The sequence below is a fragment of the Nocardia sp. NPDC050412 genome, from assembly GCF_044458825.1.
Taxonomy (GTDB): Bacteria; Actinomycetota; Actinomycetes; order Mycobacteriales; family Mycobacteriaceae; genus Nocardia.
This window is the reverse complement of record NZ_JBITIJ010000003.1, coordinates 109,765-134,040: the sequence shown is the minus strand read 5'-3', so window position 1 is coordinate 134,040 and position 24,276 is coordinate 109,765. Positions and strand designations below refer to the sequence as shown.

The 24,276-nt window shown below is 64.9% G+C and carries 26 protein-coding genes; 16 read left to right on the top strand and 10 right to left on the bottom strand.

Annotated elements, in window-relative coordinates; genetic code table 11:
- Positions 1-14: 14 nt before the first annotated feature.
- Positions 15-377, top strand: a complete 363-nt coding sequence (locus ACIBI6_RS08525) for a cupin domain-containing protein (protein ID WP_364350304.1) — start codon at positions 15-17, stop codon at positions 375-377.
- 4 nt (positions 378-381) lie between these two features.
- On the opposite strand, the gene ACIBI6_RS08520 is transcribed toward ACIBI6_RS08525, so the two are convergent.
- Positions 382-1,668, bottom strand: coding sequence for a hypothetical protein (locus ACIBI6_RS08520; RefSeq protein ID WP_364350307.1), 1,287 nt, complete (start codon positions 1,666-1,668; stop codon positions 382-384).
- Positions 1,668-1,889: a hypothetical protein gene (locus ACIBI6_RS08515; protein WP_364350310.1), complete on the bottom strand. Its 222-nt coding sequence runs from the start codon at positions 1,887-1,889 to the stop codon at positions 1,668-1,670. The genes ACIBI6_RS08520 and ACIBI6_RS08515 overlap by 1 nt, the downstream gene beginning before the upstream one ends.
- 289 nt (positions 1,890-2,178) lie before the next feature.
- On the opposite strand from ACIBI6_RS08515, the gene ACIBI6_RS08510 reads away from it, so the two are divergent.
- Genes ACIBI6_RS08510 through ACIBI6_RS08495 form a run of 4 tightly spaced genes read left to right on the top strand, consistent with a single transcriptional unit; the run spans position 2,179 to position 6,323 of the window.
- Positions 2,179-3,486 carry an ABC transporter substrate-binding protein gene (locus tag ACIBI6_RS08510; RefSeq protein WP_396955667.1) on the top strand — a complete coding sequence of 436 codons (1,308 nt, stop codon included), beginning with the start codon at positions 2,179-2,181 and terminating at the stop codon, positions 3,484-3,486.
- 2 nt (positions 3,487-3,488) lie between these two features.
- Positions 3,489-4,334, top strand: a complete 846-nt coding sequence (locus tag ACIBI6_RS08505) for a carbohydrate ABC transporter permease (RefSeq protein WP_396955666.1) — start codon at positions 3,489-3,491, stop codon at positions 4,332-4,334.
- On the top strand, positions 4,331-5,185 hold the full coding sequence (locus tag ACIBI6_RS08500) for a carbohydrate ABC transporter permease (protein ID WP_364350319.1): 855 nt from the start codon (positions 4,331-4,333) through the stop codon (positions 5,183-5,185). The genes ACIBI6_RS08505 and ACIBI6_RS08500 overlap by 4 nt, the downstream gene beginning before the upstream one ends.
- A gap of 46 nt (positions 5,186-5,231) precedes the next feature.
- On the top strand, positions 5,232-6,323 hold the full coding sequence (locus ACIBI6_RS08495; protein WP_364350322.1) for an ABC transporter ATP-binding protein: 1,092 nt from the start codon (positions 5,232-5,234) through the stop codon (positions 6,321-6,323).
- Here the strand turns inward: ACIBI6_RS08495 and ACIBI6_RS08490 are convergent.
- Positions 6,315-6,551, bottom strand: coding sequence for a hypothetical protein (locus tag ACIBI6_RS08490; RefSeq protein WP_396955665.1), 237 nt, complete (start codon positions 6,549-6,551; stop codon positions 6,315-6,317). The genes ACIBI6_RS08495 and ACIBI6_RS08490 overlap by 9 nt on opposite strands.
- Positions 6,552-6,557: 6 nt before the next feature.
- Positions 6,558-7,187 carry a hypothetical protein gene (locus tag ACIBI6_RS08485; protein ID WP_364350328.1) on the bottom strand — a complete coding sequence of 210 codons (630 nt, stop codon included), beginning with the start codon at positions 7,185-7,187 and terminating at the stop codon, positions 6,558-6,560.
- Between the two features lie 712 nt (positions 7,188-7,899).
- Here ACIBI6_RS08485 and ACIBI6_RS08480 point away from each other — a divergent pair.
- The 8 genes from ACIBI6_RS08480 to ACIBI6_RS08445 all read left to right on the top strand — a co-directional run bounded on the left by ACIBI6_RS08480 (position 7,900) and on the right by ACIBI6_RS08445 (position 16,610).
- Positions 7,900-8,700 carry a DUF1460 domain-containing protein gene (locus ACIBI6_RS08480; protein ID WP_396955664.1) on the top strand — a complete coding sequence of 267 codons (801 nt, stop codon included), beginning with the start codon at positions 7,900-7,902 and terminating at the stop codon, positions 8,698-8,700.
- Between the two features lie 131 nt (positions 8,701-8,831).
- Positions 8,832-9,833, top strand: coding sequence for an Acg family FMN-binding oxidoreductase (locus tag ACIBI6_RS08475; RefSeq protein WP_396955663.1), 1,002 nt, complete (start codon positions 8,832-8,834; stop codon positions 9,831-9,833).
- A complete protein-coding gene (locus ACIBI6_RS08470; RefSeq protein ID WP_364350337.1) occupies positions 9,830-10,048 on the top strand; it encodes a hypothetical protein in 219 nt (72 codons plus the stop codon). Before ACIBI6_RS08475 ends, ACIBI6_RS08470 begins: the two co-directional genes overlap by 4 nt.
- Before the next feature lie 68 nt (positions 10,049-10,116).
- Positions 10,117-11,853, top strand: a complete 1,737-nt coding sequence (locus ACIBI6_RS08465) for a GAF domain-containing sensor histidine kinase (RefSeq protein ID WP_364350340.1) — start codon at positions 10,117-10,119, stop codon at positions 11,851-11,853.
- A 139-nt stretch (positions 11,854-11,992) separates the two neighbouring features.
- Complete coding sequence (locus tag ACIBI6_RS08460) at positions 11,993-12,907, top strand: universal stress protein (RefSeq protein WP_396955662.1); 915 nt, start codon at positions 11,993-11,995, stop codon at positions 12,905-12,907.
- Positions 12,908-13,036: 129 nt separating this feature from the next.
- Positions 13,037-14,377 carry a DUF5933 domain-containing protein gene (locus ACIBI6_RS08455; RefSeq protein WP_364350346.1) on the top strand — a complete coding sequence of 447 codons (1,341 nt, stop codon included), beginning with the start codon at positions 13,037-13,039 and terminating at the stop codon, positions 14,375-14,377.
- Between the two features lie 151 nt (positions 14,378-14,528).
- Positions 14,529-15,671, top strand: coding sequence for an AI-2E family transporter (locus tag ACIBI6_RS08450; protein ID WP_364350349.1), 1,143 nt, complete (start codon positions 14,529-14,531; stop codon positions 15,669-15,671).
- 150 nt (positions 15,672-15,821) lie between these two features.
- On the top strand, positions 15,822-16,610 hold the full coding sequence (locus ACIBI6_RS08445) for a glutamate racemase (RefSeq protein WP_396955661.1): 789 nt from the start codon (positions 15,822-15,824) through the stop codon (positions 16,608-16,610).
- Positions 16,611-16,615: 5 nt separating this feature from the next.
- Here ACIBI6_RS08445 and ACIBI6_RS08440 read toward each other — a convergent pair whose 3' ends face one another.
- Entirely contained in the window at positions 16,616-17,464 is an 849-nt protein-coding gene (locus ACIBI6_RS08440) for a 3-hydroxyacyl-CoA dehydrogenase (RefSeq protein WP_396955660.1), read from the bottom strand.
- Between the two features lie 284 nt (positions 17,465-17,748).
- Here ACIBI6_RS08440 and ACIBI6_RS08435 point away from each other — a divergent pair, with 284 nt between their 5' ends.
- Positions 17,749-17,988, top strand: a complete 240-nt coding sequence (locus ACIBI6_RS08435) for a hypothetical protein (RefSeq protein WP_396955659.1) — start codon at positions 17,749-17,751, stop codon at positions 17,986-17,988.
- 118 nt (positions 17,989-18,106) lie between these two features.
- The gene (locus ACIBI6_RS08430) at positions 18,107-18,469 is read left to right on the top strand and encodes a helix-turn-helix domain-containing protein (RefSeq protein WP_396955658.1); all 363 of its coding nucleotides are present in this window, start codon (positions 18,107-18,109) and stop codon (positions 18,467-18,469) included.
- A 189-nt stretch (positions 18,470-18,658) separates the two neighbouring features.
- Here the strand turns inward: ACIBI6_RS08430 and ACIBI6_RS08425 are convergent, their stop codons facing one another.
- From ACIBI6_RS08425 to ACIBI6_RS08405, 5 genes are all read right to left on the bottom strand, one after another.
- Positions 18,659-19,252 (bottom strand): ATP-dependent Clp protease proteolytic subunit, encoded by a 594-nt coding sequence (locus tag ACIBI6_RS08425; RefSeq protein WP_364350364.1) that lies wholly within the window; start codon positions 19,250-19,252, stop codon positions 18,659-18,661.
- Complete coding sequence (locus ACIBI6_RS08420; protein WP_364350367.1) at positions 19,249-19,854, bottom strand: ATP-dependent Clp protease proteolytic subunit; 606 nt, start codon at positions 19,852-19,854, stop codon at positions 19,249-19,251. Before ACIBI6_RS08420 ends, ACIBI6_RS08425 begins: the two co-directional genes overlap by 4 nt.
- Before the next feature lie 72 nt (positions 19,855-19,926).
- Positions 19,927-20,202 carry a DUF2277 domain-containing protein gene (locus ACIBI6_RS08415; RefSeq protein ID WP_364350370.1) on the bottom strand — a complete coding sequence of 92 codons (276 nt, stop codon included), beginning with the start codon at positions 20,200-20,202 and terminating at the stop codon, positions 19,927-19,929.
- A gap of 74 nt (positions 20,203-20,276) precedes the next feature.
- Positions 20,277-21,872 carry an SMP-30/gluconolactonase/LRE family protein gene (locus tag ACIBI6_RS08410; RefSeq protein WP_396955657.1) on the bottom strand — a complete coding sequence of 532 codons (1,596 nt, stop codon included), beginning with the start codon at positions 21,870-21,872 and terminating at the stop codon, positions 20,277-20,279.
- 12 nt (positions 21,873-21,884) lie between these two features.
- The gene (locus tag ACIBI6_RS08405) at positions 21,885-22,724 is read right to left on the bottom strand and encodes a mycofactocin-coupled SDR family oxidoreductase (protein WP_364350376.1); all 840 of its coding nucleotides are present in this window, start codon (positions 22,722-22,724) and stop codon (positions 21,885-21,887) included.
- A gap of 180 nt (positions 22,725-22,904) precedes the next feature.
- On the opposite strand from ACIBI6_RS08405, the gene ACIBI6_RS08400 reads away from it, so the two are divergent.
- Positions 22,905-24,179, top strand: coding sequence for a cytochrome P450 (locus ACIBI6_RS08400; protein ID WP_396955656.1), 1,275 nt, complete (start codon positions 22,905-22,907; stop codon positions 24,177-24,179).
- Positions 24,180-24,276: the final 97 nt, after the last annotated feature.

Sequence of the window (24,276 nt, the reverse complement as noted above, 5' to 3'; positions counted from 1 at the left end):
CGAGGAGGACAATCATGTCCGGACTGGTGCAAAAGAGTTTCGACAAGCCCGAAGAGACCCGCTTGTTCGAGGAAGGCAAGGGCAAACTCGATCTGGTCAATCTCGACGGCGGCCCGGTCGGCCGAGCGGTTTTCGAACCCGGTTGGCGGTGGTCGCAGCACGTCAAGCCGATCGCCCAGACCGACAGTTGCGAAGCAGCCCATATGGGCTACTGCCTCTCGGGCCGACTGATGGTGGCCATGAACGACGGCGAACAACAGGAATACGGCCCCGGCGACTTCATGATCGTCGCACCCGGACACGATGCCTGGGTCGTGGGCGATGAACCGTGCGTCATGCTCGACTGGCAGGGTGTCGCCGACTACGCCAAGCGGTGAGCACTCAGTCCCAACTCGGCGCGGCGTCGTAGCGGCGGCGCATCTGACGGCGACGGTAGAACACCTCGTCCACCGAGAGCGTCGTGGTGGTCACCGGCGCCAAGCGGATGTTCAGGCCGAGTTCCCTGATGCGATGCTCCAGATCGATGCGGCGCTCCGGCGGCAGGTTGGACCACATCGTCTCGAAGCGGCCACGAACCGGAGTGTCGGCGGCGGCGATCAGGTCCAGCAGCAGCGGCCAGTAGTGGGCCTCGGTGGCGATGCCGGGCAATGCGGACACCATCGCATCGTTCATCTGCGCGAGCAGCGCTATCATCCGGCGCTGGATGCCGGCGTCGGCGTGTGCCATCAGGCTGAAAAGTCCACGCCAGAGGTCGGATTCGATGCGGCCCTCCAGGCTGCCGACCAGTCCGGCCAGCGCCGCGTCGTTCGCGATGATCGGATTCGCCGCCAGGGCCCCCAGGGCCCACTTGCTCAGCCGTCCGATGAAGGTCAGCAGCTCCGGTGCCGCACCGGCCCGGAGATAGGTCGCGATGAGATTGCCGATCATTTCGGTGGACCCGACGCTGAGCAGAACATCGCCGATCGACGCGGACAGATCGGCCTCGCAGCGCGCGAACGTGGACAGCGCGGCCAACTGCAGTCCCGTCGACCCGGTGAGCACGGTGTGCACCATCCGCGGAACCCGCTGCCGCGGCCCGGCCAGCAGTTGACGAAAGATGGCGCTCACACCTGTGACGGAATAGGCGTATGCGGCGGAGAAGATCAGGCCCTCGTCATCGAGCACGCCCTGTTCGAAGGCCACACACAGGGTCGGTGTGGCGAAGGCGTCGAGGAACGGTCCCGCTGTGATGTAGTCCTTGCGGGCCAACATTTCGTTGAGAATCCGCACGATGGGTTCCGGCGGTGCCACCTCGGCGAGCTGGCCGACAGTGCGCGGATCCATATACGGCGCACAGTCGGCCACATACGCGGGCGCCAGCATGGCAACCGTCTCGGCTGCCTTCTTCGGATGATCGACACCGACCGCACCCGCGGCCCGACCCGTCATCATCGGCGGCACGAGGCGCTGCACCAGCGGCATCGAGATGCGCAGCGGAATGATCGGCACCAGTTTGCTGATCCGCTCGAACGTCTCATTGTGCTGGTCGAAGATCAGTCCCGCCAGCCGTTCCTGGAGTTCGTGCAGATTCTCACTGCCCAACCGCTCCAGATGCGCAAGTCGCTCCACTGGCGCATGCAAAGTCCGTGACAGCAGGACGATCTGGGCACCGGTTACCAGATCACTCATCAGCCGAGCCGGCTCCCGAACATGATCTTCTTCGTCACCGCACGGAACGGTCGGGGCAGCGCGCCGACCATCTCATCGACGGCCTCGATGAGCGCCGCCGTCTCGAGTTGCTTAGCCGCGCGGAACATCTCGAGCAGTTCGGCGGCCTCCTGTTCGGTGATCAGCCCGGTTGCCGCCAGCGGCCCGCGTAGTTCGTGTTCTAGGTCGGTCCTGGCGGTCATAGGGCTACCCGTTTCTTCATCTATCGCAACGTCGATCACTCGTGAAAGCCCCGAGCATAGGGGTCTCGGCGACCGGGCGGGGCAGTGCGTAAAGAATTCGTTATCCAAAGATCTTCATAACTTTTTTGAAAGGGATGGCTTCCTTTTTATTTGTGCCGCAAGACAACTCGGGTTTTGTTCTCAGTCACGGGAAGTTGCGCGTTCGGCTGTGTGCGCACATCTGTTTGTATCTGGGCATGATGGATCGGTGTCGGCTCGCCAAGGTCCATTCCTGCCTCGGGAGCCACACATGCCCACGTCCGGCCTGACGCGCCGGTCGTTTCTCGGCGCGACGGGTATCGGCACCCTCGCGCTCACCGCCGCGTGCACCGGCTTCGCCACCACGGGAAGTGGCGGCATGCTCTTTCTCTCCACGCAATTCCGCCCCGCCGACGAGGCCGAGCGGTTTCGCAACCTGCTCGGCAAGACGGCACCGGGCGTCAGCTATGTGACCATCGAGGAGAGTCCGTTCGCGAGTCAGGTGCGCAGCCAGGTCGGGGCGGGCTCGACGCAGGTCGGTCTGCTCGGCGGGTTGCACGGCGATATCGCACCGCTGGCCGACGGCTATCTCGAGGATCTCACCGGCCTGCTCTCCGATCTCGGCAACCGCGGCTGGCCCGCCGCCTACCTGCAACTGGCGCGCGCCGGTACCGACCGGACGTGGTACATCCCTTGGGCCACAGCCAGTTACGTACTCGCCGCGCACGCCGACGCACTGCAACACCTGCCGTCGGGCGCGGATGCCACGGCCCTGACCTACGACCAGTTCCTCGACTGGGCGATCGCCGCGCGCCGCGCCAATGGCAACCGACCGATGCTCGGACTGCCCGCCGGGCCGAAAGGACTGCTGCATCGCTTCACCCAGGGTTATCTGCTGCCGTCGTTCACGGCCGGTCAGATCACCACGTTCCGCTCGGCGGAGGCCGTGACGGCCTGGCAGTACTTCCGCGAACTGTGGGCCAATTGCGCACAGTCGAGTACGAATTACGACTTCATGCAGGAGCCGCTGGCCAGTGGCGAGGTACGCATGGCCTGGGACCACGTCGTGCGCCTGGTGCACGCGCCCGAACACGACCCGCAGGATTGGCGCATGCTGCCCGCACCGCGGGGCAAACACGGTCTCGGCTATATGGCCGTGGTCGCCGGGCTCGCGATTCCCAAGCGCAGCACCGATGCCGAACTCGCGCAGCGCACCATCAGCGCGCTGACCAAACCGGAAGCCCAGATCGAACTGCTGCGCTCCAATGGCTTCTTCCCGTCGGTCGACACCATCATCCCGGACGATCTGCCCCCGGCGGTCGAACTCGAGGCCGATGCCGTGCACCGGCAGCAGCAGGCACAGGGCGCGATCCTGTCGCTGCCGCCGGTCGGTCTCGGTCAGCGCGAGGGTGAGGTGAGCAAGGTGTTCAAGGACAGCTTCCGCTCGATTGTGTTGGACGGCGCCGATATTCGAGCCACACTCGATCAACAGGCGCGGGTGCTGCAGGGCATTCTCGACGAGCTGAAGGTGCCGTGCTGGGCACCGGATCCCGTCGCCGACGTCTGCGGGGTGGGGTAGGTATGCGAGCGCGTCTCGGTTCCCCGTGGATTCTGCTGCTGCCCTCGATCGTGCTGCTTGCGGCGTTGTTCGGTTGGCCATTGGTTCGGGCGGTCTTCGACGCGTTCAGCGACGATCACGGCTTCACGATCGCGCACTGGCGGCGCTTGTTCGACGATCCGTATTTCCTTACCTCGCTGCGCAATACGCTGCTGTTGATCGTGATCGTGGTGCCGATCCAGTTGGTGCTCGCGGTTGGTATGGCGCTGCTGATGCAGGCGCGGCCGCGGTTCGCGAGCGGTCACTTCTACCTGTGGTGCGTGCCGCTGGCGATCTCCGAACTGGCCGCCGGACTGGTGTGGTTGTCGATCTTCGCCAGTCGCGGATACCTCAACTCACTGCTGGTCTGGCTCGGGCTGTCCGAGGACGGCGTGCAGTGGTTGAACTATCAGCACACCGGCACCATGCTGCTCGCGGTGGTGATCGCCGAGATCTGGCGGGCGACCTCGCTGGTCTTCGTCATCGTGGTGGCGGGCGTGCAGCTGATTCCGCGAGATTACGACGAGGCCGCCCAGGTGTTCGGCGCGAACTTCTGGCAGCGGCTCCGGCACGTGACGCTGCCCCAGCTCGGACCGAGTCTGCAGGTCGCGCTGATCCTGCGCACCATTCTCGCGTTGCAGGCCTTCGCCGTGGCGCAGGCTCTCACCGGGCGCGACTTTCCGCTGCTGGTCGGCGAAACCTACGAGTGGTACTCGAATCTGCAGAATCCGGCGGTGGCGAGCGCGGTTTCGCTTGTGGTGCTGGTCATCTCGCTCGGGACCGCGGTGTTCTATCTGCGGACGGTCAGGGCGCCGGAGGGGTCGCGATGAGCGAGACCAGGGTGCTACCGCCGATCGATCGCGCACCGCTGCGCCGACGCCGGTGGCGGGCCATCGGAGTGCAGGTGGCGTGCATCGCGGTGACGCTGTTCATGGCGCTGCCGATCGTGCTGATCGGACTCGCCGCGGTGTCCTCGCGCGAGGCGCTGAACGAGTTCCCGAAACCATTGCTGCCCAGCGAATTCTCCACCGAGACGCTGCAGTCATTTTTCCGCGCCACCGGAACCGTTCCAGCACTGGGCAACTCGGTGCTCGTCGGGCTCTACACGGTCTTCTGGTCGCTGGTCATCGGCGCGCCCGCCGGATATGCGTTGGCCCGCAATGTTTTCCGCGGCAAGGACACCTATCAGATATTCATCCTGTTCGTGCGGGCGCTGCCGATCGTAGTGCTCTCGGTGCCGCTGGCCACGATGTTCCTGCGGCTGGACGTTTACGACACCGTCTTCGCGGTCACGCTCGTGCACACCACGCTAGCGCTGCCGACCACCGTGCTCATTACCGCGAGCATTTTCGTCGCGGTACCGGCCGATCTCGAGGAGGCGGCGCGCGTATTCGGTTGCACACGCTGGCAGGCGGCGCGCAAAGTCGTTGTGCCGCTGGCGCTTCCCGGGCTCGCGGCATCGTCGATCTTCACCTTCGTGCTGTCGTGGAACGAGATCCTCGGCGCGACCATCGTGACGCTCGGACATCGCACGCTGCCCGCGCAGGTGCTCACCACGCTCGGTGAGGCGTCGACGCCGTACCGGTTCGCGGGCGGGTTCGCGCTGATCATTCCGGCGCTGGTCTTCATCTTCGTGATGCGGCGCTACCTGGTGAACATGTGGGGGACGACGCTGAGATGACAGAGGTTGGGATGACAGAGGTTGGAATGACAGGGGTGTACGGCATATGGCCGAGGTGATTCTGCGGGATCTGGTGAAGACCTACCCCGGCAGCACGACGCGCGCCACCGACCAGGTCTCGCTCGAGACCGCCGACGGCGAATTCATGGTGCTGCTCGGGCCCTCCGGCTGCGGTAAGACGACGCTGCTGCGCATGATCGCCGGGCTGGAACTGCCCGACTCGGGGCAGATCGTGATCGGCGGCAAGGATGTCACCTACCTCGAACCGCGGCGGCGCAATCTGTCGATGGTGTTCCAGTCCTACGCCGTCTTCCCGAATAAGAAGGTCGCCGACAATATCGGCTTCGGTCTGCGGGTGCACGGCGTGCCAACCGAGGAGATCCGACGCAAGGTCGCATGGGCCGCGGATCTGCTGCAGCTCACGCCGTACCTGGATCGGTACCCGGCGAAGTTGTCCGGCGGCCAACGCCAGCGCGTCGCGGTGGCACGCGCGATCGTCATGGATGCCGATGTGCTGCTCATGGACGAGCCGCTATCCAATCTGGATGCGCTGCTGCGACTTTCGTTTCGGGCCGAGCTGAAGAAGTTGGTCGGCGAGCTCGGCACCACCACGATCTATGTCACCCATGATCAGGTCGAAGCGCTGTCGCTCGGCGATCGCGTCGCGGTCATGCGCGACGGGCTGATCGTCCAATGCGGTTCGCCGACAGCGGTTTACGACGGACCGGCGACCGAATTCGTCGGTGGATTCCTCGGCAGCCCCCCGATGAACTTCCTCACCGGGATCGTCGACATCGGCGAGGCCGGACCGCATATCGATCTCGGCGGGCAGGCACTATCGGTGCCCGCCGCGCTCGCATCGTTCAACGGTAAGAAGCTCAACCTCGGCATCCGGCCCGAGGCCATTGTCGTCGGCGCCGAAGCGGGCACCGATTCGGTGCGCGCCGAACTCCAGGTGCTGGAGCCGCTCGGCTCGTCCACCCTGCTGACCACCGATGTCAGCGGCCAGACCGTCAAGATTCAGACGCAGCCCGGCTTCCGGGCCGACCAGGGCGATGCGCTGAACCTGCACCTGCCGGCGCAGGCCTGTCGCTGGTACGACCCGGAAACCGGATTATTGCTGGAGAGCTCAGTGTAGATATCCGGTCGAAACTTCGCCGTATCCGATCAATTCGACGCCCGAATACTGTGGAGTCAATCCCTCCATGGGTACCGGTGCGCCATCGAGAGTCAGTTTTGCCTGCTGCAAGATGCGGCAGCTCGGTGAACAAATATTGTGGATGGCCATCGCGCGCCGCGCCTGCCCCGGCGTCAATTCACCCGGATCGGTGAAACAGTCGCCGATATTGGAGATTATCGATCGCATTATCGGCTAACCAACTCTCACGGGCACGGCTGATACTTGCACGATCCGACCACGGCCGGCGGTGAGCGACACCAAGGCGATATTGCCGATAGCGGTAATCAGTGGACCCGCGACCGTAGCGAATTGATATCCACTCGCCAGCAGCACTCCCAGTACACCGAGCGCACCAGCGAAGGCATTCGCGGCGAACATTTGCCAGGTTTCTTCCTGAGGCTTCGACCAGGCGTGCCGCAGCGTCGGAATGGTGGCGATGAGATTGGCGCAGATAGCCACCACCGCACCGAACGTCTTCTCCGATATTTCCACCGTGACCAGTACACATGCGATGGAAGAGAGCAAACAAGCCCAATCGATATTGTCCCCGGGTCGCAGACTCACGCCACGGCGCAGACCGAGGGCGATAACGGCGACATTCATACTCGCCGACGCAGCATTGATGCCGGCCGCAAGATATGCGCCCGCCAGATATGCGACCACCGCGAATACGATATTGGCAGTACACCAGGCCACCCAAGACGCCATCCGCGGTCGCGTGACGCCGTCCATAATTCCGACCAGATATGCGACCACTCCATACAGTGAGATGCCGACGCTCACCAAAGCTGCCGACGTACTCGGACTCCAGAACTCACTCACGTGCACCATTCCTCGTTTTTCGCGCAGACATGCGCAAGACAGCCACAACCGGCAATTCAACCCGCATGCGAACACACCGAAGGAGACAAATCCGGTGCGACGATGGGGACCGTATCTGCCGTGGATGAACACTTCGGGATGATTTGTTCGTTCGCGATTGAAACTATCGTTACACGGAGGTTCCGGCGCGACAAACGCGACAGGTCGGCCGTAACGAACTTTTACGTCGGTAACTGACGCTTAACAGGATTGGTTACTGAGCTCACATCGATGCGGAATCGACATCAACGAGCGCGGTTTCGAGGGCAGACACACGAAGACCCCAGCCGTAGCTGGGGTCTCCCGTGGTTACGCCGACCGTTGTGCGAGTCGAAACCTCTGCACCCCGGCCTCGGTAGTGAGCCTGCCACACTTGCCGGGAATCGTCGCGCCGAGCGTGACGCCTGCGGGACGTCGCAGCGCGCGTGCATCTGTAAGTCCGGTTGAGTCGCTCCCGACCAGGCAATATCCATCGACCGAAGCTTTGCTAAGATAACGAAACGGCAACTTCGTGATCATCCCGTGTCCGAACTGTTCGACTCGGAATGTAGGGCTCATGACAGGATCCCGATGGATCATGCAGCCGCAGTGCCGTTTTCGAGTTCGGCAACCGAAGAGCGCCGGGCTCGGACTACCGTGGCAGCAATGACCGCTCACCCTGCTGGAGGCCTTTTTGCGCAGCATCGCCCGCATATTGCTCCTCATCTCAGCGCTCCTCGGCATCGCCATGCCGACTTTGCCCGCCGCGTTCGGCGCACCGGTCACCGATGACTTCACTGCCGGAAAGATTGACGAGTTGCTGGCAGTGCGGACTGCCTCGCCGGGCTCGAGCAAGGGTGAGCTGATCGAACGCTTGTCGGCTCGCCTGCTCGGGACGCCGTATGGCGCGGATATGCTCATCGGCTCGGCGGACCAGCCCGAACAGTTGGTCATCGACCTGCGGCGGGTGGACTGCTTCACCTATCTCGACTATGTCCAGGCGCTCAGCAGGTCCAACGATCGCGACCAGTTCGTCGCGAATCTGATCGCGACCCGCTACACCGACAGCCGCGTCGAGTTCCAGCAGCGTAAGCACTTCTTCAGCGATTGGTCGCATACCGCGCGCATCGCGGCCACCGATATCACCGGCACGCTGAGCCCGACCGCGGTGACCGTCACCAAACACCTCAACGCGAAAGCCGATGGCGGAATGTATCTTCCAGGCGTGCCGGTGGTCGATCGCGATATCACCTACATCCCCAGTGCCGCAGTAGACGAGGGCGTCATCGGTGGGCTCCGCACCGGTGACTACATCGGCGCCTACGCCGACCAGCCGGGACTCGATGTCACCCACGTCGGAATCTTCGTCATGACACCGAGCGGCCCGGTCTTCCGCAACGCATCCTCACTCGCCGCAAACAACAAGGTGGTCGACTCCCCCTTCGCCGAATACGTGCGCACGACCCCGGGCATCATGGTGCTGCGCGCGCAGTAGCCGCACATCCGTCCGGGGTGTGATCAGTCCGAGGTCGGCATCGTGGCGGCGATACAGCGGTGACCATGGACCTTCGAGAACGGGCGTAAGGCCCATATCGAGCGGCACAGGACGCGAAGACACTCGATGGTATGACCCATACCAGCGCTTCTCCCGTACGTTCGGTGCCGGACCACCAGACAGTGCTGGCGGCGATGCGCTTGGCCAGCCGAGCACCGTCGCTGCACAACACCCAGCCGTGGCGTTGGATCTTCGACGGGGTCCGACTGCAGCTGTATCGCGACGACGACCGCCTGCTGACCTCAGCAGATCCACTCGGTCGACAGCTGGTGATCAGCTGTGGCGCGATGCTGCATCACGTGCGTACCGCCTTTGCCGCCAAGCGGTGGCACACCGATACCACGCGGCTGCCCGATGCCGGGCGCTCCGACTACCTCGCGGTTATCGAGTTCCGGCCCTGGCCCGATCCGCCGGACGGCGTGCTGGCCCGTGCCGGCGCCATCGATCGGCGACGTACCGACCGACTGCCGCTGCTCGCGCCGACCGGCCTGTCACAGCTCCTGCACACCGGAAGAATGCTGGTGACACCGCACGACCTCGCACTCGATGTCCTGGACGAGAGTGCCCGCGCGAAACTGGCAGGTGCCTCCGACCACGCCACCGCGGTCCGCCGCTACGACACGGAATACCAAACCGAATTGCATTGGTGGGCTGGACATTCCGGCGACCTGGAAGGTGTCCCGCGCGAATCCTTGGTCTCCGATGCCGAATTCGCCCGCGTCAGTGTGGGACGCGCCTTCCCGGCGGCGCCGCATTCGGCCCGCCGCGGCGATCTCGAGGACCAGGCGCGACTGTTGGTGCTCAGCTCACCCGGCGAGTCGGTCACCGCGTGGCTGCACACCGGCGAAGCACTTTCCGCTCTCCTGCTGGAATGCACGACCGCCGGACTGGCAAGTTGCTCGATGACCCACATCACCGAAATGCCCTCGGCCCGAAAGATTATCGCCGGCATGCTCGCCCACCCCGGCATCCCGCAGGTAATGATCCGAGTCGGCACCGCACCCGACGACGAACCCGAAACCCCACCGGCACCGCGCCGCCCGCTCACCGACATCCTGACGATGCAGCCTTGAATCGAATACCACCAGCGTGCTGGAGCCGCGGCCGGACGGTGCGCGCCGGGCAGGCGGGCGACGATATCGGCGCGGGCATGCCGGCGCTCTACAAGCTGGCCGCCCGCGCCGGACTCGCCCCGGCCGGCCCCCGTCGACGATCTGTCCGGCAGCTCGAGATCTCGAGCGGTTCGGTCGACACACAGGTGCCCGGACCGACGTCGGTGGCCGCATGATGCTCTGCCGCGACCTGCTGTTTCGCCCGGTGTGACATGGGATACACCACCGGAGCAGAATACGCATTATGGAAGACAAATCGACCGTGTCCGGCCAGCCGCCGGTGACGGAAACTTTGTCTCAGCTGCGGCTGCGTGAACTGCTCGGCGAGGTCCAAGAACGCATCGCCCAGATTGTCGGTGTCCGCGATCAGATGGACCGTCTGATCGAGGCGATGCTGGTGGTAACCGCCGGATTGGACCTGGACAACACGCTGCGCTCGATCGTGCACACCGCCATCGAGCTGGTCGACTCCGAATACGGCGCGCTCGGCGTCCGCGAAACCGACGAGACCAGCAACGAGCTCGCCGAATTCGTCTACGAGGGTATCGACGACCGGACTCGGGTCATGATCGGCGATCTGCCGCGCGGTCACGGTGTCCTCGGCCTGCTCTTCGAACAACCGAAACCCATTCGGCTGCTGGATCTTTCGAAGCATCCATCATCGGTCGGCTTTCCCGCTCACCACCCGCCGATGCATTCCTTCCTCGGCGTACCGGTGAAGGTGCGCGACGAGATCTTCGGCAACCTGTACCTGACCGAGAAGGCCGGTGGTCAGGAATTCACCGAGGACGACGAAGTCGTGGTGCAGGCGCTGGCCGCCGCCGCGGGTATCGCCATCGCCAACGCCCGCCTCTACGAACAATCCCGGACCCGCCAGCAATGGCTGGAGGCCAATCGCGATGTCGCTACCGAACTGCTCGCCGGCGGTGAACCGAATGAGGTGCTGGAGCTGGTCGCCGACCGGGCGCTGCAACTGACCCAATCGGCGTGCAGCTTCCTCGCACTCCCCGAAGATCCGGATATTCCACCCGACGAGGTGACCGACCTGGTCGTCGTCGCCGCGGCCGGTGTCGATGCGCACAAGCTGACCGGACAACGCATTCCGATAAACGAGTCGGACTCGGGCATCGCATTTCGGGACAACCGGGTCCTGGCGGTCGACCGGCTGAAATACAGCCTGCGGTTCGGTAAGCCGACCGAATTCGGTCCGGCGCTGGTACTGCCGCTGCGGGCCGAACAGACGGTCATCGGTGTGCTCACGATCCTGCGCCCACCGGGGTCCGGGCCGCTCGACACCGCCGGGCAGGCAATGATGGCTGCCTTCTCCGCCCAAGCCGCACTGGCACTTCAACTGGCCCAGAGCCAGCGCCGCAACCGCGAACTCGATGTGCTCTCCGACCGCGACCGGATCGCGCGCGATCTGCACGACCACGTGATCCAGCGCCTCTTCGCGGTCGGTCTCTCGCTGCAGAGCACCGCCCAGCGGGCCCGGGTACCCGAGGTCAAATCTCGGCTCACCGAGACCATTCAGGACATCCAGTCGATCGTGCAGGAAATCCGGCATTCGATCTTCGATCTGCACAGCAGCACCGCCGCGGATGCCCCGACGCTGCGCAAGCGGTTGCACAGCATCATCGCCGAAATGATCGGAGAAAGCGGGTTGCGCACCACGGTTCGGCTGGCAGGACCGGTCTCGGTGTTGGAGCCGCCGCTGTCCGAGGACGTCGAGGCGGTGCTGCGCGAGGCGGTGAGCAATGCGGTGCGGCACGCGTCGGCGACGACGGTATCGGTCCAGCTGCGGGTGCGCGACGATGTCACCATCGAGATCATCGACGACGGTGTCGGCATACCCGACGACTTCGAGCGCATGAGCGGATTGGCGAATCTGGCGGCCCGCGCAGAGCAGGCGGGCGGCAGCTTCAGCATTACCAACGGCGAGGACGCAGGCACGGTGTTGCACTGGTCGGCGCCGCTGCCCTGAGCTGGCTTGCCGGGCTCAACCCTTCGCATGAGCGGTCTTTGGACCCTGTGGTTTGTGACCAACGCCAGGCGTGCGCGAGGGCCTCGGATTCCTAACCTACGAGTAGCCGATCTATCGGAAACCCGAAGGGAAACCGACGATGACCACCCAGCACCACGATCCACATCGGCTGGCGTCGGCCGAAGTAGTGGTCGGAACCGACAGCTCCGAAGCGGCCGATCTCGCCGTCCGATGGGCCGCCGAAACCGCCTCCCAGCGGGGTCGACGTCTGCGCATTGTGCACGGTCTAGACCTCGCGGCAGCGGGGTCGGTCTACGGGATCTACGACGTGATCATGCCGCCGGTTATCGATGCGATCCGACGCGAAGGCGCGGACATGCTGCGTAGGGCCTGCCGAATGGCCCATCAGGTCGATCCGGATCTGATCGTGGAAACCGAACTTTCCGAAGCCAATCCGGCACATCTATTGATCGAGCTCTCCGAGGCGGCGCATCTGGTCGCGATCGGCACGGCGGGTTCCGGTGGCACCCTGAGCTATCTCGGATCGACGCTGCTCGCGGTCGTAAGCCATGGCCGCGGCGCGATCGTGGTCGTGCGTGACACCGGCGCCGAACAGCGGACCCGACGCGTCGGCCCGGTCGTGCTCGGCGCCGACGGCGGACCGGTCAACGCGGGTGCCGTCGGGGCCGCTTTCGCCGAAGCCAGCGAACGCAGAACCCGACTCGTCGCCGTCCACGCTTGGAGCGACCTGGATTTCGGCCGCTTCACCGGACTCCCCTACGCCGTCTGCCATCACGACGCCGAGACCGCCGGACAGGCGATCCTGACCGAACAGCTCACCGGCTGGCAGGAGAAGTACCCGGACGTGCAGGTCATCCGCAAGGTGTACCTGTCGGGGCCGCGGCAGGCACTGCGCGAATGGTCGCGTTCGGCGCAGCTGCTCGTCGTCGGCAGCCGAGGGCGCGGTGGATTCCGCGGACTGTTGCTCGGCTCCACCACCGATGAGCTGGTGCAGACCGCGCACTGCCCGGTCATGGTCGTCCGCCCGCAGTAGAGCGCGGTACTCACCTGGTCCGAAGCAAGCTCGGCGCTGACCCCGTCCGCCGCAAGCGCGCGCGGCGAGTTCCCAGGGTGCGTTAATCGGGGCGCACGGTGATGTTCACATCCTGTTTACGATGTCGGGATGCTGATTCAGGACGCGCAGGAGAGATCGGTCGCACCTGCGGGGGAAGTGGGGACGGCGCGTCCGTGGCGATCTCGGTTGATCTGGGGCAGTTTCGTCGGCGCGGTTGTGGTGCTGGTCGCGGGGCAGTTGATGGCCGTGCATATCAATGCGCTCGGCCCGTTGACCAGTCTTTCTTGGGACTATGTCGGACGACCCAAGTCGGCGACGACGCCGTGGGCCGGGTTTCTGTTGGCGCTGATCGGCGTCTCCTGGAATGTGCGGGTGCGTGCGCTGGCCGCGGCGGTCGGCATCGATGTGGTCTTCGTGATCATTCGGGCAATCGAGGGGCGGCTGTTCACGGTCGGCAACGGTCCGACCATTGTGCTCACCGCGCTTGCGGTGATCGCGGCCGTGCGCTGGACCGGTGCTCGGCGCGAAACCGCGCTGCGCACAATCGCTCTCGGTGCACTGCTGATCCTGGCGACCAAGGTCGGCGAGATCTGGCTGGACATCACCGCATGGGCCTGCCCGACTGTGCTCGATCCCTATGCCGAACTTGCCGATCACGCGCTCGGCAATCCGTCGTGGCTCATCGGACAGGCGCTCGACGCGGCGGGACCGGTGCCGCTGGGTGTGGTGCGCTGGGTGTATTTCGAACTGCCGGTCGCGGCCATCGTGGTCGCCGCGTGGCAGCTGCGGGGCGTGACCGCGGGTGTGTGGCCGCGGCACTATCTGGTGCGCACATTCCTGACGCTCGGCGTGGTCGGCCCGCTGTTCTATGTGGTCTTCCCCGTGGTTGGGCCGGTGCTCGCATTCGGCCCGCAGGGGCAGGGTTTCGAGCTCGCCGATGTCTGGCCGAATATCGTTCCGGCACTGCCGTCCTCGGTCGATTCGATGCAATTCGACGGCATCACACCGCGTAACTGCATGCCGTCACTGCATACGGCGTGGGCGCTGTCGCTGTTCATCCATTCTCGGCGCGGGCCGCTCTGGTTACGCTGGGGTGGTGCGTTCTGGCTGGTCTGCACCCTCGTCGCGACGCTCGGCCTCGGTGCTCACTATGGCGTCGACCTCGTAGCGGGCGCGGCGCTTTGCCTGACCGTCGAATCCGTCCTGCGTGATCCGGACCGGGGTTGGGACCGCGGTCGAGTGCAGGTCGTCGCCTTCGGTATCGCGATGTTCGCAGGGGTGCTGCTGTGCGTACGTTTCCTCGCGCTACCGATGGCGAGTTACCCGTTCCCGTTCGGGGTCGCGATCCTCGGCGTATTCGCCGCGCTGGCGTTCACCTTCTACCGGACCTGGTTCGCGCAGGAGCTCTCGGACGCCTCGGAAAAGGCCGAAAAGGTACTGAACCGCTGATTTGTGCGCAGCGTGCCGGTCATCGCGCCGTCCGGTAGGCGACGGTGCCGCCGCCCGCTGCGGACCCGAAACCCATTGCGCGCCAGCACTGATGAAATCGCCTTTTCGCGCAATCCCCGCTCTGTGCCGTCTCCCGTGCCAGACTGACGGCGTGAGTGAGCAGGACGGCACCGAGAAGACCCGCCCACCGACCCGCGATCGCGGCGACGCGATCGGCGCCGGACTCATCTGGCTGGCGAAATGGTCGCTGTGCATTGTCGCGATCGCGGCGGGCGCGTGGGTGCTCGGGACCGTCGTCGCCGCCCTCTGGGTGGTACTGCTGCCGCTCGCGCTGGCACTGATCGTCGCGACAATACTGTGGCCGCCGACCCGCTGGCTCACAGCGCACGGCTTTCGGCCTGGCGCCGCGGCATCGGTCACCCTGCTCGGATTCATCGGAGTCCTCGCCGGTGTCATCGCGCTGATCGTCCCGTCGGTCGTGGACCAAGCCCCGGAACTGGCCGATAAATCCACCGAGGGCGTCAATAAGGTGCGTGACTGGCTGCACGGTCCGCCGCTGCGCATCCGCGACGAGCAGTTGCAAGCCGCGGTGGAGGCGATCACGCAGCGGCTGAAGTCCAGTTCGGAACAGATCGCCTCCGGCGTCTTCACCGGCGTGACCACCGCGACCTCCACGCTGGTGACGCTGTTCCTGGTGCTGGTACTGGCGTTCTTCTTCATCAAAGACGGTCCACGGCTGCTGCCGTGGCTGCACGCCGTACTCGGTAGCCGCGGCGGCAGGCACCTCGAGGAGGTGCTGAACCGGATCTGGTCCACCCTCGGCGGATTCATCCGCGTCCAGGCGCTGGTGAGTCTGATCGACGCGGTATTCATCGGCGCCGGGCTGGTGATCATGCACGTCCCCCTGGCATTCGTGCTCGCGGTAATCACCTTCATGGGCGGTTTCGTGCCGATGGTCGGCGCATTCGTCGCCGGGGCGCTGGCGGTGCTAGTGGCACTGGTCGGCAATAGCGTGACCACAGCGCTGATCGTGCTCGGCATAATCATCGCCGTCCAGCAATTGGAAGGCAATGTGCTGCAACCGGTTCTGCAGGGCCGCAGCATGAAATTGCATGCCGTGGTGGTCCTGGTCTCGATCACCGCGGGCGGCTCCCTCTACGGCATCATCGGCGCCTTCCTCGCGGTGCCGGTAGCGGCCGTGATCGCCGTGATAGCCCGCTACCTCGGCGAACAGATCGACGTCGTCACCGCACCACCTGACGAATCCCCCGAGCCCGAGCCCGCCCCGGAGTAGCGAAATCGGTCAGTGCGACGGGCAGCCGCACCCCGACGCCCTCGCCCATCTGCGAAACGGCTGCCGCAGCGCCAATGGGTTGTCCCGAATAGGGTCTTGGCCTATGCGGGATAGTCACTGGCTCTGCGGCAGCGATCTGAGTGGGCGGGCGTGATCGTGTTGCGGCGGCCGATCGCGGTGTTCGATGCGGGGCTCGGGAGTTATTCGGCGGTGGAGTTGTTGCATCGCAGGCTGCCCGATCGCGACATTGTCTATCTGGCCGATCGAGCCAGTTTTCCGTATGGGGCGAAGGAGCGGGCGCAGCTGCTGTCGGTGGTTTCGCGGGCGGTGGAATTTCTTGCCGGATACGAGCCGAGCGCAATTCTGTTGGCCTCCAATGCGCCCTCGGTGACCATCCTGGACGAGCTGCGCAGTCCAGTGCCGATTTTCGGTGTGCGGCCGCCGGTTCGGGAGGCGCTCGCGGTTGCCGATGAGGTGGCGGTGCTAGGTGTGCGCTCGCTGGTACAGAGTCCGGAAATGCGCGAATTCCTCAGTGTGCAAGCGGGTTCCGCCGCCGACCGTGTCCATGCCGTGAATGCCTCGCCGCTGGTCGAACTGGTGGAGAGCGGCGAGTTCCTGTTCAACCGCGAACACACGGCGCGGCAAGTCGGCGCATTCTTGGACGACCTACTCGCCGCGCATCCCGGCATCAACGCGGCGACACTGTCGAGCACCCATCTCCCTTGGCTGCGTGACTATTTCGAGCGGGCCCACCCTGAGCTGCGGCTATTCGATCCGATCGAGGACGTGGTCGACCGGATTCGCCCGCTGTCCACACCCGGGAGCGGCGCTGTTCTCGGCCTGGTGACCGAGAACGAGCACTACCCGGCGAGCGAATTCCGCGAAATGCTCACCCGCCTCGGCATCGGCCTCGAAATGCATCCGGTGGTCGTGCCGTAAACGAGCTATGCGGAGTACTTGTAGAAACCCTCTCCGGTGGCGATGCCGAGCTTGCCCTTATCGATGTAGTTGGTCTTGAGCCAGGCCGCGAGCTCCTGTCCGTCCTCGCTGTTGACCAGGATGTTGTAGGGGGTGGTCAGGCCGATGATGTCGAGCATCTGGAATGGCCCGACCGGTGCGCCCGTACCGATCCGCCAGGTCTTGTCGACCGCCTCCGGTTCGGCGAATCCGCCCGCACCGAGGGCCATGGCCGCATTGAGCAGCGGTACCAGCAGCGAATTGAGGACGTAGCCCGCCTTTTCCTTGTGCAGTTCGATCGGTTCCATACCGATCGCGGTGGCGAACTCGACGACCGCCCGAAAGACCTGCGGATCGGTCTCGGCTGTGCCCATTACCTCGGCGGTGTTGTACCGCCACACCAGATTCGCGAAGTGCAGCGCGAGGAATTTGTCGGGACGTCCGGTGTAGTCCTTCATATCGCTGGGCAGCAGGGTGGACGAATTGGTGGCGAAGATCGTCTTCGCCGGCGCGAGTTCGCCCAGTTGCCGGTAGGTCTGCTCCTTGATGGTCAGCACCTCCGGCACCGCCTCGATCACAAGGTCGGCATCCTGCACGGCCGCAGCGAGATCCGTCGTCGAGACGATGCCCGCCTCCGTCTTCTCGGCCTTGCTATCACCGCCGGGCACTTCGATGCGATAGGTCGCCGCAAGCTTGGCGAAGCGGTCGCGGGCACCGGCGATGGCCTCCTCGCTGATGTCGTAGGCGGTGACATCGAATCCGTGGAATGCGGTCTGGAATGCGATCTGCGATCCCAGCACCCCGGTTCCGAGAACGGTCACCTTGCGAATGGTCATTGCTATCTCCTTCCTCCGCGGGGCAGAAGTCCGCCCCGGGATGTCATCGGTGTCGTCGAGGGAGATCATCGCTGGTCGGGCACCACCGCGGCGATGCATCGCCGCAACATCATGACTACCTATCGCGTCTGCGAACAGCTCGCGCGGTGCGCGCGGATCGGTCCCAGCTAACTCACAGCCACGGGCTAGGGTGCGCAAATATCGCGATTCCAAGATTGTCTTGTCGGTCCGGATCGGACGGGTCGACGGTCTCGGACGGAGACCCGACAACAGGAGGAACGTGGATGAAGATCAAGTCGAAGCTGGCGAAGGGTGCGATCGCGGGCGGTGTGCTGGTCGGGCTGCTGGGCGTTGGTGCGGGTGTGGCGAGCGCCGATCCGGGACAGGGTCAGCGTCCAGGTATCGAGCAGCAACAGCAGGGCCACGATCAGCGGTCGGACCAGCGCCAGGACCAGCAGCGGCATGATCAGCAGCCACAGAGCCACGGCTTCTGGTTCTTCGGCCAGTGGATTCCGCTGCCCTGATCCCGACCCGATGCGATGCGAAAGGCCCTGTGTCCGTTGAACATGGGGCCTTCGCCGGTTTGTCCGCCCACAGCGTAATCCCCGGCCGGATCGGCGGCCGCGGTCGTAGGCTCTGCCTATGACCGAGCTGCACTCGATCCAAGGTGGACGCGAAGACCGACCTCGGCACACCGAGGAACCACTGTGGCGCGAGGTGCTCGGGGAACGGCTGCGCACGTTGCGGCAGGAGCAGCGCGAGACCTTGGTCGAGACCGCCGGTCGCGCGGGTATTTCGCCGCAGTACCTATCCGAGGTGGAGCGCGGCCGCAAGGAACCGTCGAGCGAGATGATCGCGGCGCTGGCCGGTGCGCTCGGCACCACCCTGTTCGGTCTGACCGAGCAGGTGGCCGACGAATTACGGGCTCATCGTCGGCTCACCTTCGCCCGCCGGTCTATGCCGCGCACCAAGGCCCGGCCCACGCTCATGGCACTCGCCGCCTGAGTCAGGGTTGCCCGTCGCCACACTCCGCCGCACCGGCCACTCGCCACGGGCCGTGGGCCGAACTCGCCGCCCAAGCAGCGGCCAACCGGACGCTGGCCCCGCGGCCGCCGAGGTGAGTCGGATGGCGGCTCGAAGTCCAACCACCATTCGACCTGCGCGCGGCGCAAGCCCGCGCGCGGCAGACGCTGATCAGATGGCGCGGGCACCCAGCACGTTGTCGACCAGGCCGTAGTCGACGGCCGCGTGTGCGGTGAAGACGCGGTCGCGGTCGGTGTCGTGACGTAGCCGCTCGGCGGGTTGCCCGGTGTGCCGCGACAGGATCGACTCGATTTCGGCGCGCATCCGCACCAGTTCGTCGGCCTGGAGGATCAGATCGGGAATCGCGCCCTGACCGCGGGCGGCTGGCTGGTGCAGGACCACCCGGGCGTGCGGCAGCAGGGAGCGGCGACCGGGTTCGCCTCCGGCCAGCAGTACCGCACCGACAGCGATGGCTTGGCCCACGCAGGTGGTCGCCACCGGAGCCTTGATGAATTGCATGGTGTCGTAGACCGCGAGCATTGCGGACAGATCGCCGCCCTCGCAATTGATGTACAGGCTGATCTCCTGCTCCGGACTCTCCGACTCCAGGTGCAAGAGTTGCGCGATGAGTGCGTTTGCCACACCGGAATCGATCGGAGTGCCGAGGTAGACAATCCGCTCGGCGAGCAGGTGCGAGTAGATATCGGTGATCCGCTCGCCGCCGCGCGGATGCTGGGCGATCACATTGGGAATGGTGTAAGTCATGCCGAAATTCCGATCCGCTGGCGCTGCGGCACGATCTGCCCGAACGAGCCGACAATGTGGTCGATGAAGCCGTACTCCTTGGCCTGCACCGCGCTGAACCAGCGGTCGTGCAGCGAATCCTCATAAATTCGGTCGTACGGCTGGCCGGTGTCGCCCGCGATAATGCCGAGCACCGTCTCCACGGTGTAGCGCAGGTCATCGGCCTGCACCTCGACGTCGACCGCACTACCGCCGATTCCGGCCGAGCCCTGATGCATCAACACCCTGGCGTGCGGAAGCGCGAACCGCCGCCCAGGTGTACCCGCGGACAACAGGAATTGCCCTGCGCTGCAAGCCAATCCGAGCGCCAAGGTGGAGACTTCGCACGGCACCAGCCGCATCACATCGCGAATGGCCAGCATTGCCGGAACCGAACCGCCCGGGGAGTGGATCCACAATGAGATCCCCGCATCGGCATCCTCGGCCGCCAAGGTGAGCAGCTGTGTCATCAGCAGCGTGCCGTTATCGTCGTCGAGCGGACCGTCCAGCACCAGAATCCGCCTGCTGAGCAGCTGCTCCCTGGCGCGCCAACTGAACAACGGTGTCTTGTCATCGTGAGCCATGACTCCACCGTGCCGCGCGCCTACCGGAAAAATCTCGCCACGCTGCCCTCAGCAGATCTGCTCACAGCAGCGTCAGTCGTGCGAATGCGCATGAATGCGCGCCTGCACCTCGGGCCGCCGCAGCGGCGGCACGTTCTTCGGCGGCACCTTCCGCTCAGGCAATTGTTCGAGCAACCGCATGGTCGCGGCGGCGATCTCCTCGACTGCGGCGTCGACCGCAGGGCGCGTAGCTGCGGAGATGCTCGACAATCCGCCGACCTTACGGACGTACTGCAATGCGGCAGCATGCACTTCTTCCGGCGTGGCGGCGGGCTCGAGCCCACGCAGGGCAGTGATATTTCGGCACATAACCTGAGGCTAGCTCGGGTTGGTCTGGGATTTAAGGGGCCGACCGGCGATGAGTTCGGCGGCGAACGACACCGCTACTCCACCTTTCGGATTGCCAGCACACTGCCCTCGGCGTCGGCGGACAGGTAGAGGGTGCCGTCCGGCCCGGCCGCGATCCCGGCGAAGGGACCCTCCGGCCCGAAGAACGGCGGTATCCCTCGCAGTGGTTTCGGGGTGATACCGGGCGGAGCCCCGACGGGCAGACCACGGGCTATGGTTTCCCGGGCGTTGCTGTCGAGATCGACGCTGAGCAGAGTCTTGGCCCCCGCATCGACGAGATAGAGCCGCCCGCCGCGTACCAGGATGCCCTGGGGCTGGTTCAGATCGTCCACCACCGTGTCGACGCCGGAGCCGATGATCGAGACAATCCGTCCGGCACCCGATTCGGCGACGTAGCAGGTGCCGTCCGGACCGAACGCCACGCCGACCGGCTCCCGCAGGCCCGAGGCCAGCACCTCGACCTGGCCGGACCGGACCGAAAGCACTCTGCCCGTGCCGAACTCGGCGGTCGCGACGAGCCCGCCCGGTGCGACGGCCACGCCGTAGAGTTGATCGAAGCCCTGCGCAAGGATTTCGCTGTCGCCACTCGCGGGGCGGTAACGGGCGACCGCGCCATTGGCGGTGGTGACGATGAATTCGCCGCCACCGACGGCACTCACACCGCGCAGGTGTCCCGGAAAGCCCGGCAAAGAGAGCATTCCCAGTATTCGCGGCTCACCTCCCGGGCGCAGGACATAGAAATAGGTCCAGTCGGCGATATAGAGGTTGCCGTCCTCATCGACGGTCAGATCCAGCGGCCAATTCAATCCGCCGGGCAATATCGCTCGAGTCTCACCACCGCCGAGGATCTCGGTGATCTCCCCGGTGAAACTCGAGACGAACAGCCGGTCGCCCACGAAAGTACAGTTGTCGAGTCCGGGCGGGAGGGCGGCCAGGACACTGCGCGCACCGGTGCGGGGATCTATGCGCAATACCTCGCCGGAATACACCTGGGTGGACACGATGAAGCCCTCGGAATCGAACTTCACGGAATCGGGGACGCCGAGGTCACCCGCGACCCGCTCCGGCTCGCCGCCCTCGGGATCGATCCGCCAGATGTCGTTGCTTCCCATGACCGGGTAATACAGCAGGCCGTCGGGTCCGACCTCCATGGCATTGGGCATGGCGAGGTTGTCGAGCAGTACGCGCGGCGCGCCGCCGGACAGATCGAGCTCCATCAGGCGGCCGCCGACACGACATTCGTTCACGAACAGACGCCCCCGGTGCACGGTGATGCCGTTCACGGCGGGCAGGTCGTCGCGCAATATCCGGGTGCGGCCGTCGGTGCCGCGCGTGCTCACGCGGCCTTCCATGGGCTCAGTGGCGAAGAGATCGCCCTGTGGGCCGAAGTCCACATCATCGGGACCGATGACATCGCCACCCTTGGCGCTGATGGTCTCCAGTAGGCCGGTCTCGACATCGAGGGCGCTGATCTGACTGCCGGTGACCTGCGCCACATAGATGCGGCCGTCCGGACCGGTGCGCAGGCCGTTCGCACCGAACAGTCGGCTCGGTGGAGTCAGCCGTTCCAGCCGCCAGCCGTCGGCCAGGCTCGGTGTAGCGGTGCCGGTGTAGCGCGTTTCGTGAAACACGATGGGCCCCAACTACTTCAACATGCTCCCGGCATCGACTGTCATAGGTAGACCGGTCACATATCGGGCTTCGTCCGACGCCAGGAACAGCACCGCATTGCTGATATCCACCGGTTCGACCCAGCCGACCGGGAGCACGTGCATTTGCTGCGCGACCGGGGCGAGATCGTCAGGGCCGGGGTTCTCCAGATCCGGACGGAACAGCCGCAGTGTGCTGTCGTTCATGAACATCGGGGTGTTGACATTGGTCGGGTGCACGGTGTTGACCCGGATGCGGTGCCGTCCCAATTCGACGGCGAAGCTCCGCATCATGCCGACAACCCCGTGTTTGGCGGAGACATAGTGACCGATGTTCTGGTGAGCCTTGAGTCCCGCCACCGAGCTGGTCAGGATGATCGACCCGCCGCGCCCGCCCGACAATAGGTGGGGCACACCGGCTTTCACCGTCTTCCAGACGCCGGACAGGTTGATGTCGATCACGGCGTCCCAGTCCTTCGCATCGGTCTGGTCCAGTGTCGCGCCACCGATGCCGATACCCGCATTGGCCACGATGATGTCCAGCCGGCCCAGCTGCTCCACACCACTGTCCACTACGGCCCGCAGCGAGTCGAAATCCCGGACATCGACCTCGGCCGTGATGATGCGGCGGCCCAGGCCCTTCACCAGATCCGCGGTCTCGGCGAGATCGTCCGGTGTGGACGCCGGAATGCCGCTGCTTCCACCGACCGGTTTGCACACGTCGATCGCAATGATGTCGGCGCCCTCCTGCGCCAACCGCACCGCGTGACTACGGCCCTGACCGCGTGCCGCACCGGTGATGAAGGCGACCTTGCCGTCGACCCGCCCGCTCATGAATAACCTCATTCGTCGCAGATCGAGCACGTCGATGCTCGATACCCATCTGTCAGTCGTTCACTGACCGATTCTCAAGAGTTTCACTCCCGAATGCGAGAGTATCATTCTACTCTAATCGAGAGTGGCATTCTCGAGTTATCGCCGCCGCCCTTCTTCGCCACGAAAGGCTGACGAAACATGACCGACCTGGCGTCCGTCGACTACTTCTCCGATCCGGCCATCGCTCAAGACCCGTACGAATACCTGGACTACCTGCGCAGTCGGAACCCCGTATTCCGGGAGCCTCACCACGGGGTCGTGGTCGTCACCGGATACCGAGAGGCCATCGAGGTCTTCCGCAATTCGGATGACTTCTCGGCCTGCCTCTCGGTGAGCGGGCCGTTCCCGCCGCTGCCGTTCCAGCCGGAAGGCGAGGACATCAGTGCCCAGATCGAGGCACATCGGCCGCAGTTCCGGATCTCCGAACACATGGTCACCATGGATCCCCCAGATCACACGCGCACGCGTGCGCTGCTGGCCCGGCTTCTGACGCCCAAGCGGCTGAAGGAGAACGAGGAGTTCATGTGGGATCAGGCCGATCGGCAGTTCGACGAGTTCCTCGCCAACGGTCGCTGCGAATTCCTCGGTCAGTACGCCAAACCGTTCGCCACGCTGGTCATCGCCGACCTCCTCGGCGTACCCGACGGCGACCGCGACGAGTTCCGGGCCCGGCTGGCCGGTCAAACGACTCCGGGCAGTATCGAAGGATCGATGTACCAGGACGCACCGGGCACCAATCCGTTGGAGTGGTTGGACGACACCTTCAGCGCGTATATCAGCGAGCGACGAAAGAAGCCGCGCAACGACATTCTCGGCACCCTGGCGTCGACGCTGTATCCCGATGGGTCCGAACCGTCGGTGATCGAACTCGTGCGACCGGCGACGTTCCTGTTCGCGGCTGGACAGGAGACGGTTACCAAACTGCTCAGCGCAGCGGTGCGGGTCCTCGCCGAGAAGCCCGAGTACCAGCGGATGCTGCGCGAGGACCGCAGCCTGATCGCCGGGTTCATGGAGGAATCACTGCGCATCGAGAGCCCCACCAAGGTCGACTTCCGGCTCGCCCGCACACACACCACCGTTGGCGGTGTGGACGTCCCCGCCGGGACCGTGGTGATGCTGTGCATCGGCGCGGCCAATCGCGATCCCCGCAAGTTCGAGGACCCCGACGAGTTCCAGCTCTACCGCCGTAATGCCCGCGAGCACATCGCGTTCGGCCGCGGCATCCACACCTGCGCGGGTGCACCGCTGGCTCGGATGGAAGGGCAGGTCACGTTGAACCGGCTACTTGATCGAGTCATCGACATCACCATCGACGAGACCTTCCACGGTCCCGCGGGCAACCGCAGCTACCAGTACGAGCCGACCTTTCTGCTACGCGGACTGCGGGAGCTCCACATCGCCTTCTCCGCCTAATGCGGTCTTCCCAAAATGAGAGTCACGTTCTACTCTATTCGAGAGTACCGTTCTACTAATAGCGATAGTCGCGTTCTATACGTTATGCGGGAGGTGA

Excerpts from the sequence above, each read along its gene's own strand:
- ACIBI6_RS08525 (WP_364350304.1), top strand. The coding sequence starts at position 15 with ATGTCCGGACTGGTGCAAAAGAGTTTCGACAAGCCCGAAGAGACCCGC.
- ACIBI6_RS08520 (WP_364350307.1), bottom strand. The coding sequence starts at position 1,668 with ATGAGTGATCTGGTAACCGGTGCCCAGATCGTCCTGCTGTCACGGACT.
- ACIBI6_RS08515 (WP_364350310.1), bottom strand. The coding sequence starts at position 1,889 with ATGACCGCCAGGACCGACCTAGAACACGAACTACGCGGGCCGCTGGCG.
- ACIBI6_RS08510 (WP_396955667.1), top strand. The coding sequence starts at position 2,179 with ATGCCCACGTCCGGCCTGACGCGCCGGTCGTTTCTCGGCGCGACGGGT.
- ACIBI6_RS08505 (WP_396955666.1), top strand. The coding sequence starts at position 3,489 with ATGCGAGCGCGTCTCGGTTCCCCGTGGATTCTGCTGCTGCCCTCGATC.
- ACIBI6_RS08500 (WP_364350319.1), top strand. The coding sequence starts at position 4,331 with ATGAGCGAGACCAGGGTGCTACCGCCGATCGATCGCGCACCGCTGCGC.
- ACIBI6_RS08495 (WP_364350322.1), top strand. The coding sequence starts at position 5,232 with ATGGCCGAGGTGATTCTGCGGGATCTGGTGAAGACCTACCCCGGCAGC.
- ACIBI6_RS08490 (WP_396955665.1), bottom strand. The coding sequence starts at position 6,551 with ATGCGATCGATAATCTCCAATATCGGCGACTGTTTCACCGATCCGGGT.
- ACIBI6_RS08475 (WP_396955663.1), top strand. The coding sequence starts at position 8,832 with ATGACCCATACCAGCGCTTCTCCCGTACGTTCGGTGCCGGACCACCAG.
- ACIBI6_RS08465 (WP_364350340.1), top strand. The coding sequence starts at position 10,117 with ATGGAAGACAAATCGACCGTGTCCGGCCAGCCGCCGGTGACGGAAACT.
- ACIBI6_RS08460 (WP_396955662.1), top strand. The coding sequence starts at position 11,993 with ATGACCACCCAGCACCACGATCCACATCGGCTGGCGTCGGCCGAAGTA.
- ACIBI6_RS08455 (WP_364350346.1), top strand. The coding sequence starts at position 13,037 with ATGCTGATTCAGGACGCGCAGGAGAGATCGGTCGCACCTGCGGGGGAA.
- ACIBI6_RS08440 (WP_396955660.1), bottom strand. The coding sequence starts at position 17,464 with ATGACCATTCGCAAGGTGACCGTTCTCGGAACCGGGGTGCTGGGATCG.
- ACIBI6_RS08435 (WP_396955659.1), top strand. The coding sequence starts at position 17,749 with ATGAAGATCAAGTCGAAGCTGGCGAAGGGTGCGATCGCGGGCGGTGTG.
- ACIBI6_RS08430 (WP_396955658.1), top strand. The coding sequence starts at position 18,107 with ATGACCGAGCTGCACTCGATCCAAGGTGGACGCGAAGACCGACCTCGG.
- ACIBI6_RS08425 (WP_364350364.1), bottom strand. The coding sequence starts at position 19,252 with ATGACTTACACCATTCCCAATGTGATCGCCCAGCATCCGCGCGGCGGC.
- ACIBI6_RS08420 (WP_364350367.1), bottom strand. The coding sequence starts at position 19,854 with ATGGCTCACGATGACAAGACACCGTTGTTCAGTTGGCGCGCCAGGGAG.
- ACIBI6_RS08415 (WP_364350370.1), bottom strand. The coding sequence starts at position 20,202 with ATGTGCCGAAATATCACTGCCCTGCGTGGGCTCGAGCCCGCCGCCACG.
- ACIBI6_RS08405 (WP_364350376.1), bottom strand. The coding sequence starts at position 22,724 with ATGAGCGGGCGGGTCGACGGCAAGGTCGCCTTCATCACCGGTGCGGCA.
- ACIBI6_RS08400 (WP_396955656.1), top strand. The coding sequence starts at position 22,905 with ATGACCGACCTGGCGTCCGTCGACTACTTCTCCGATCCGGCCATCGCT.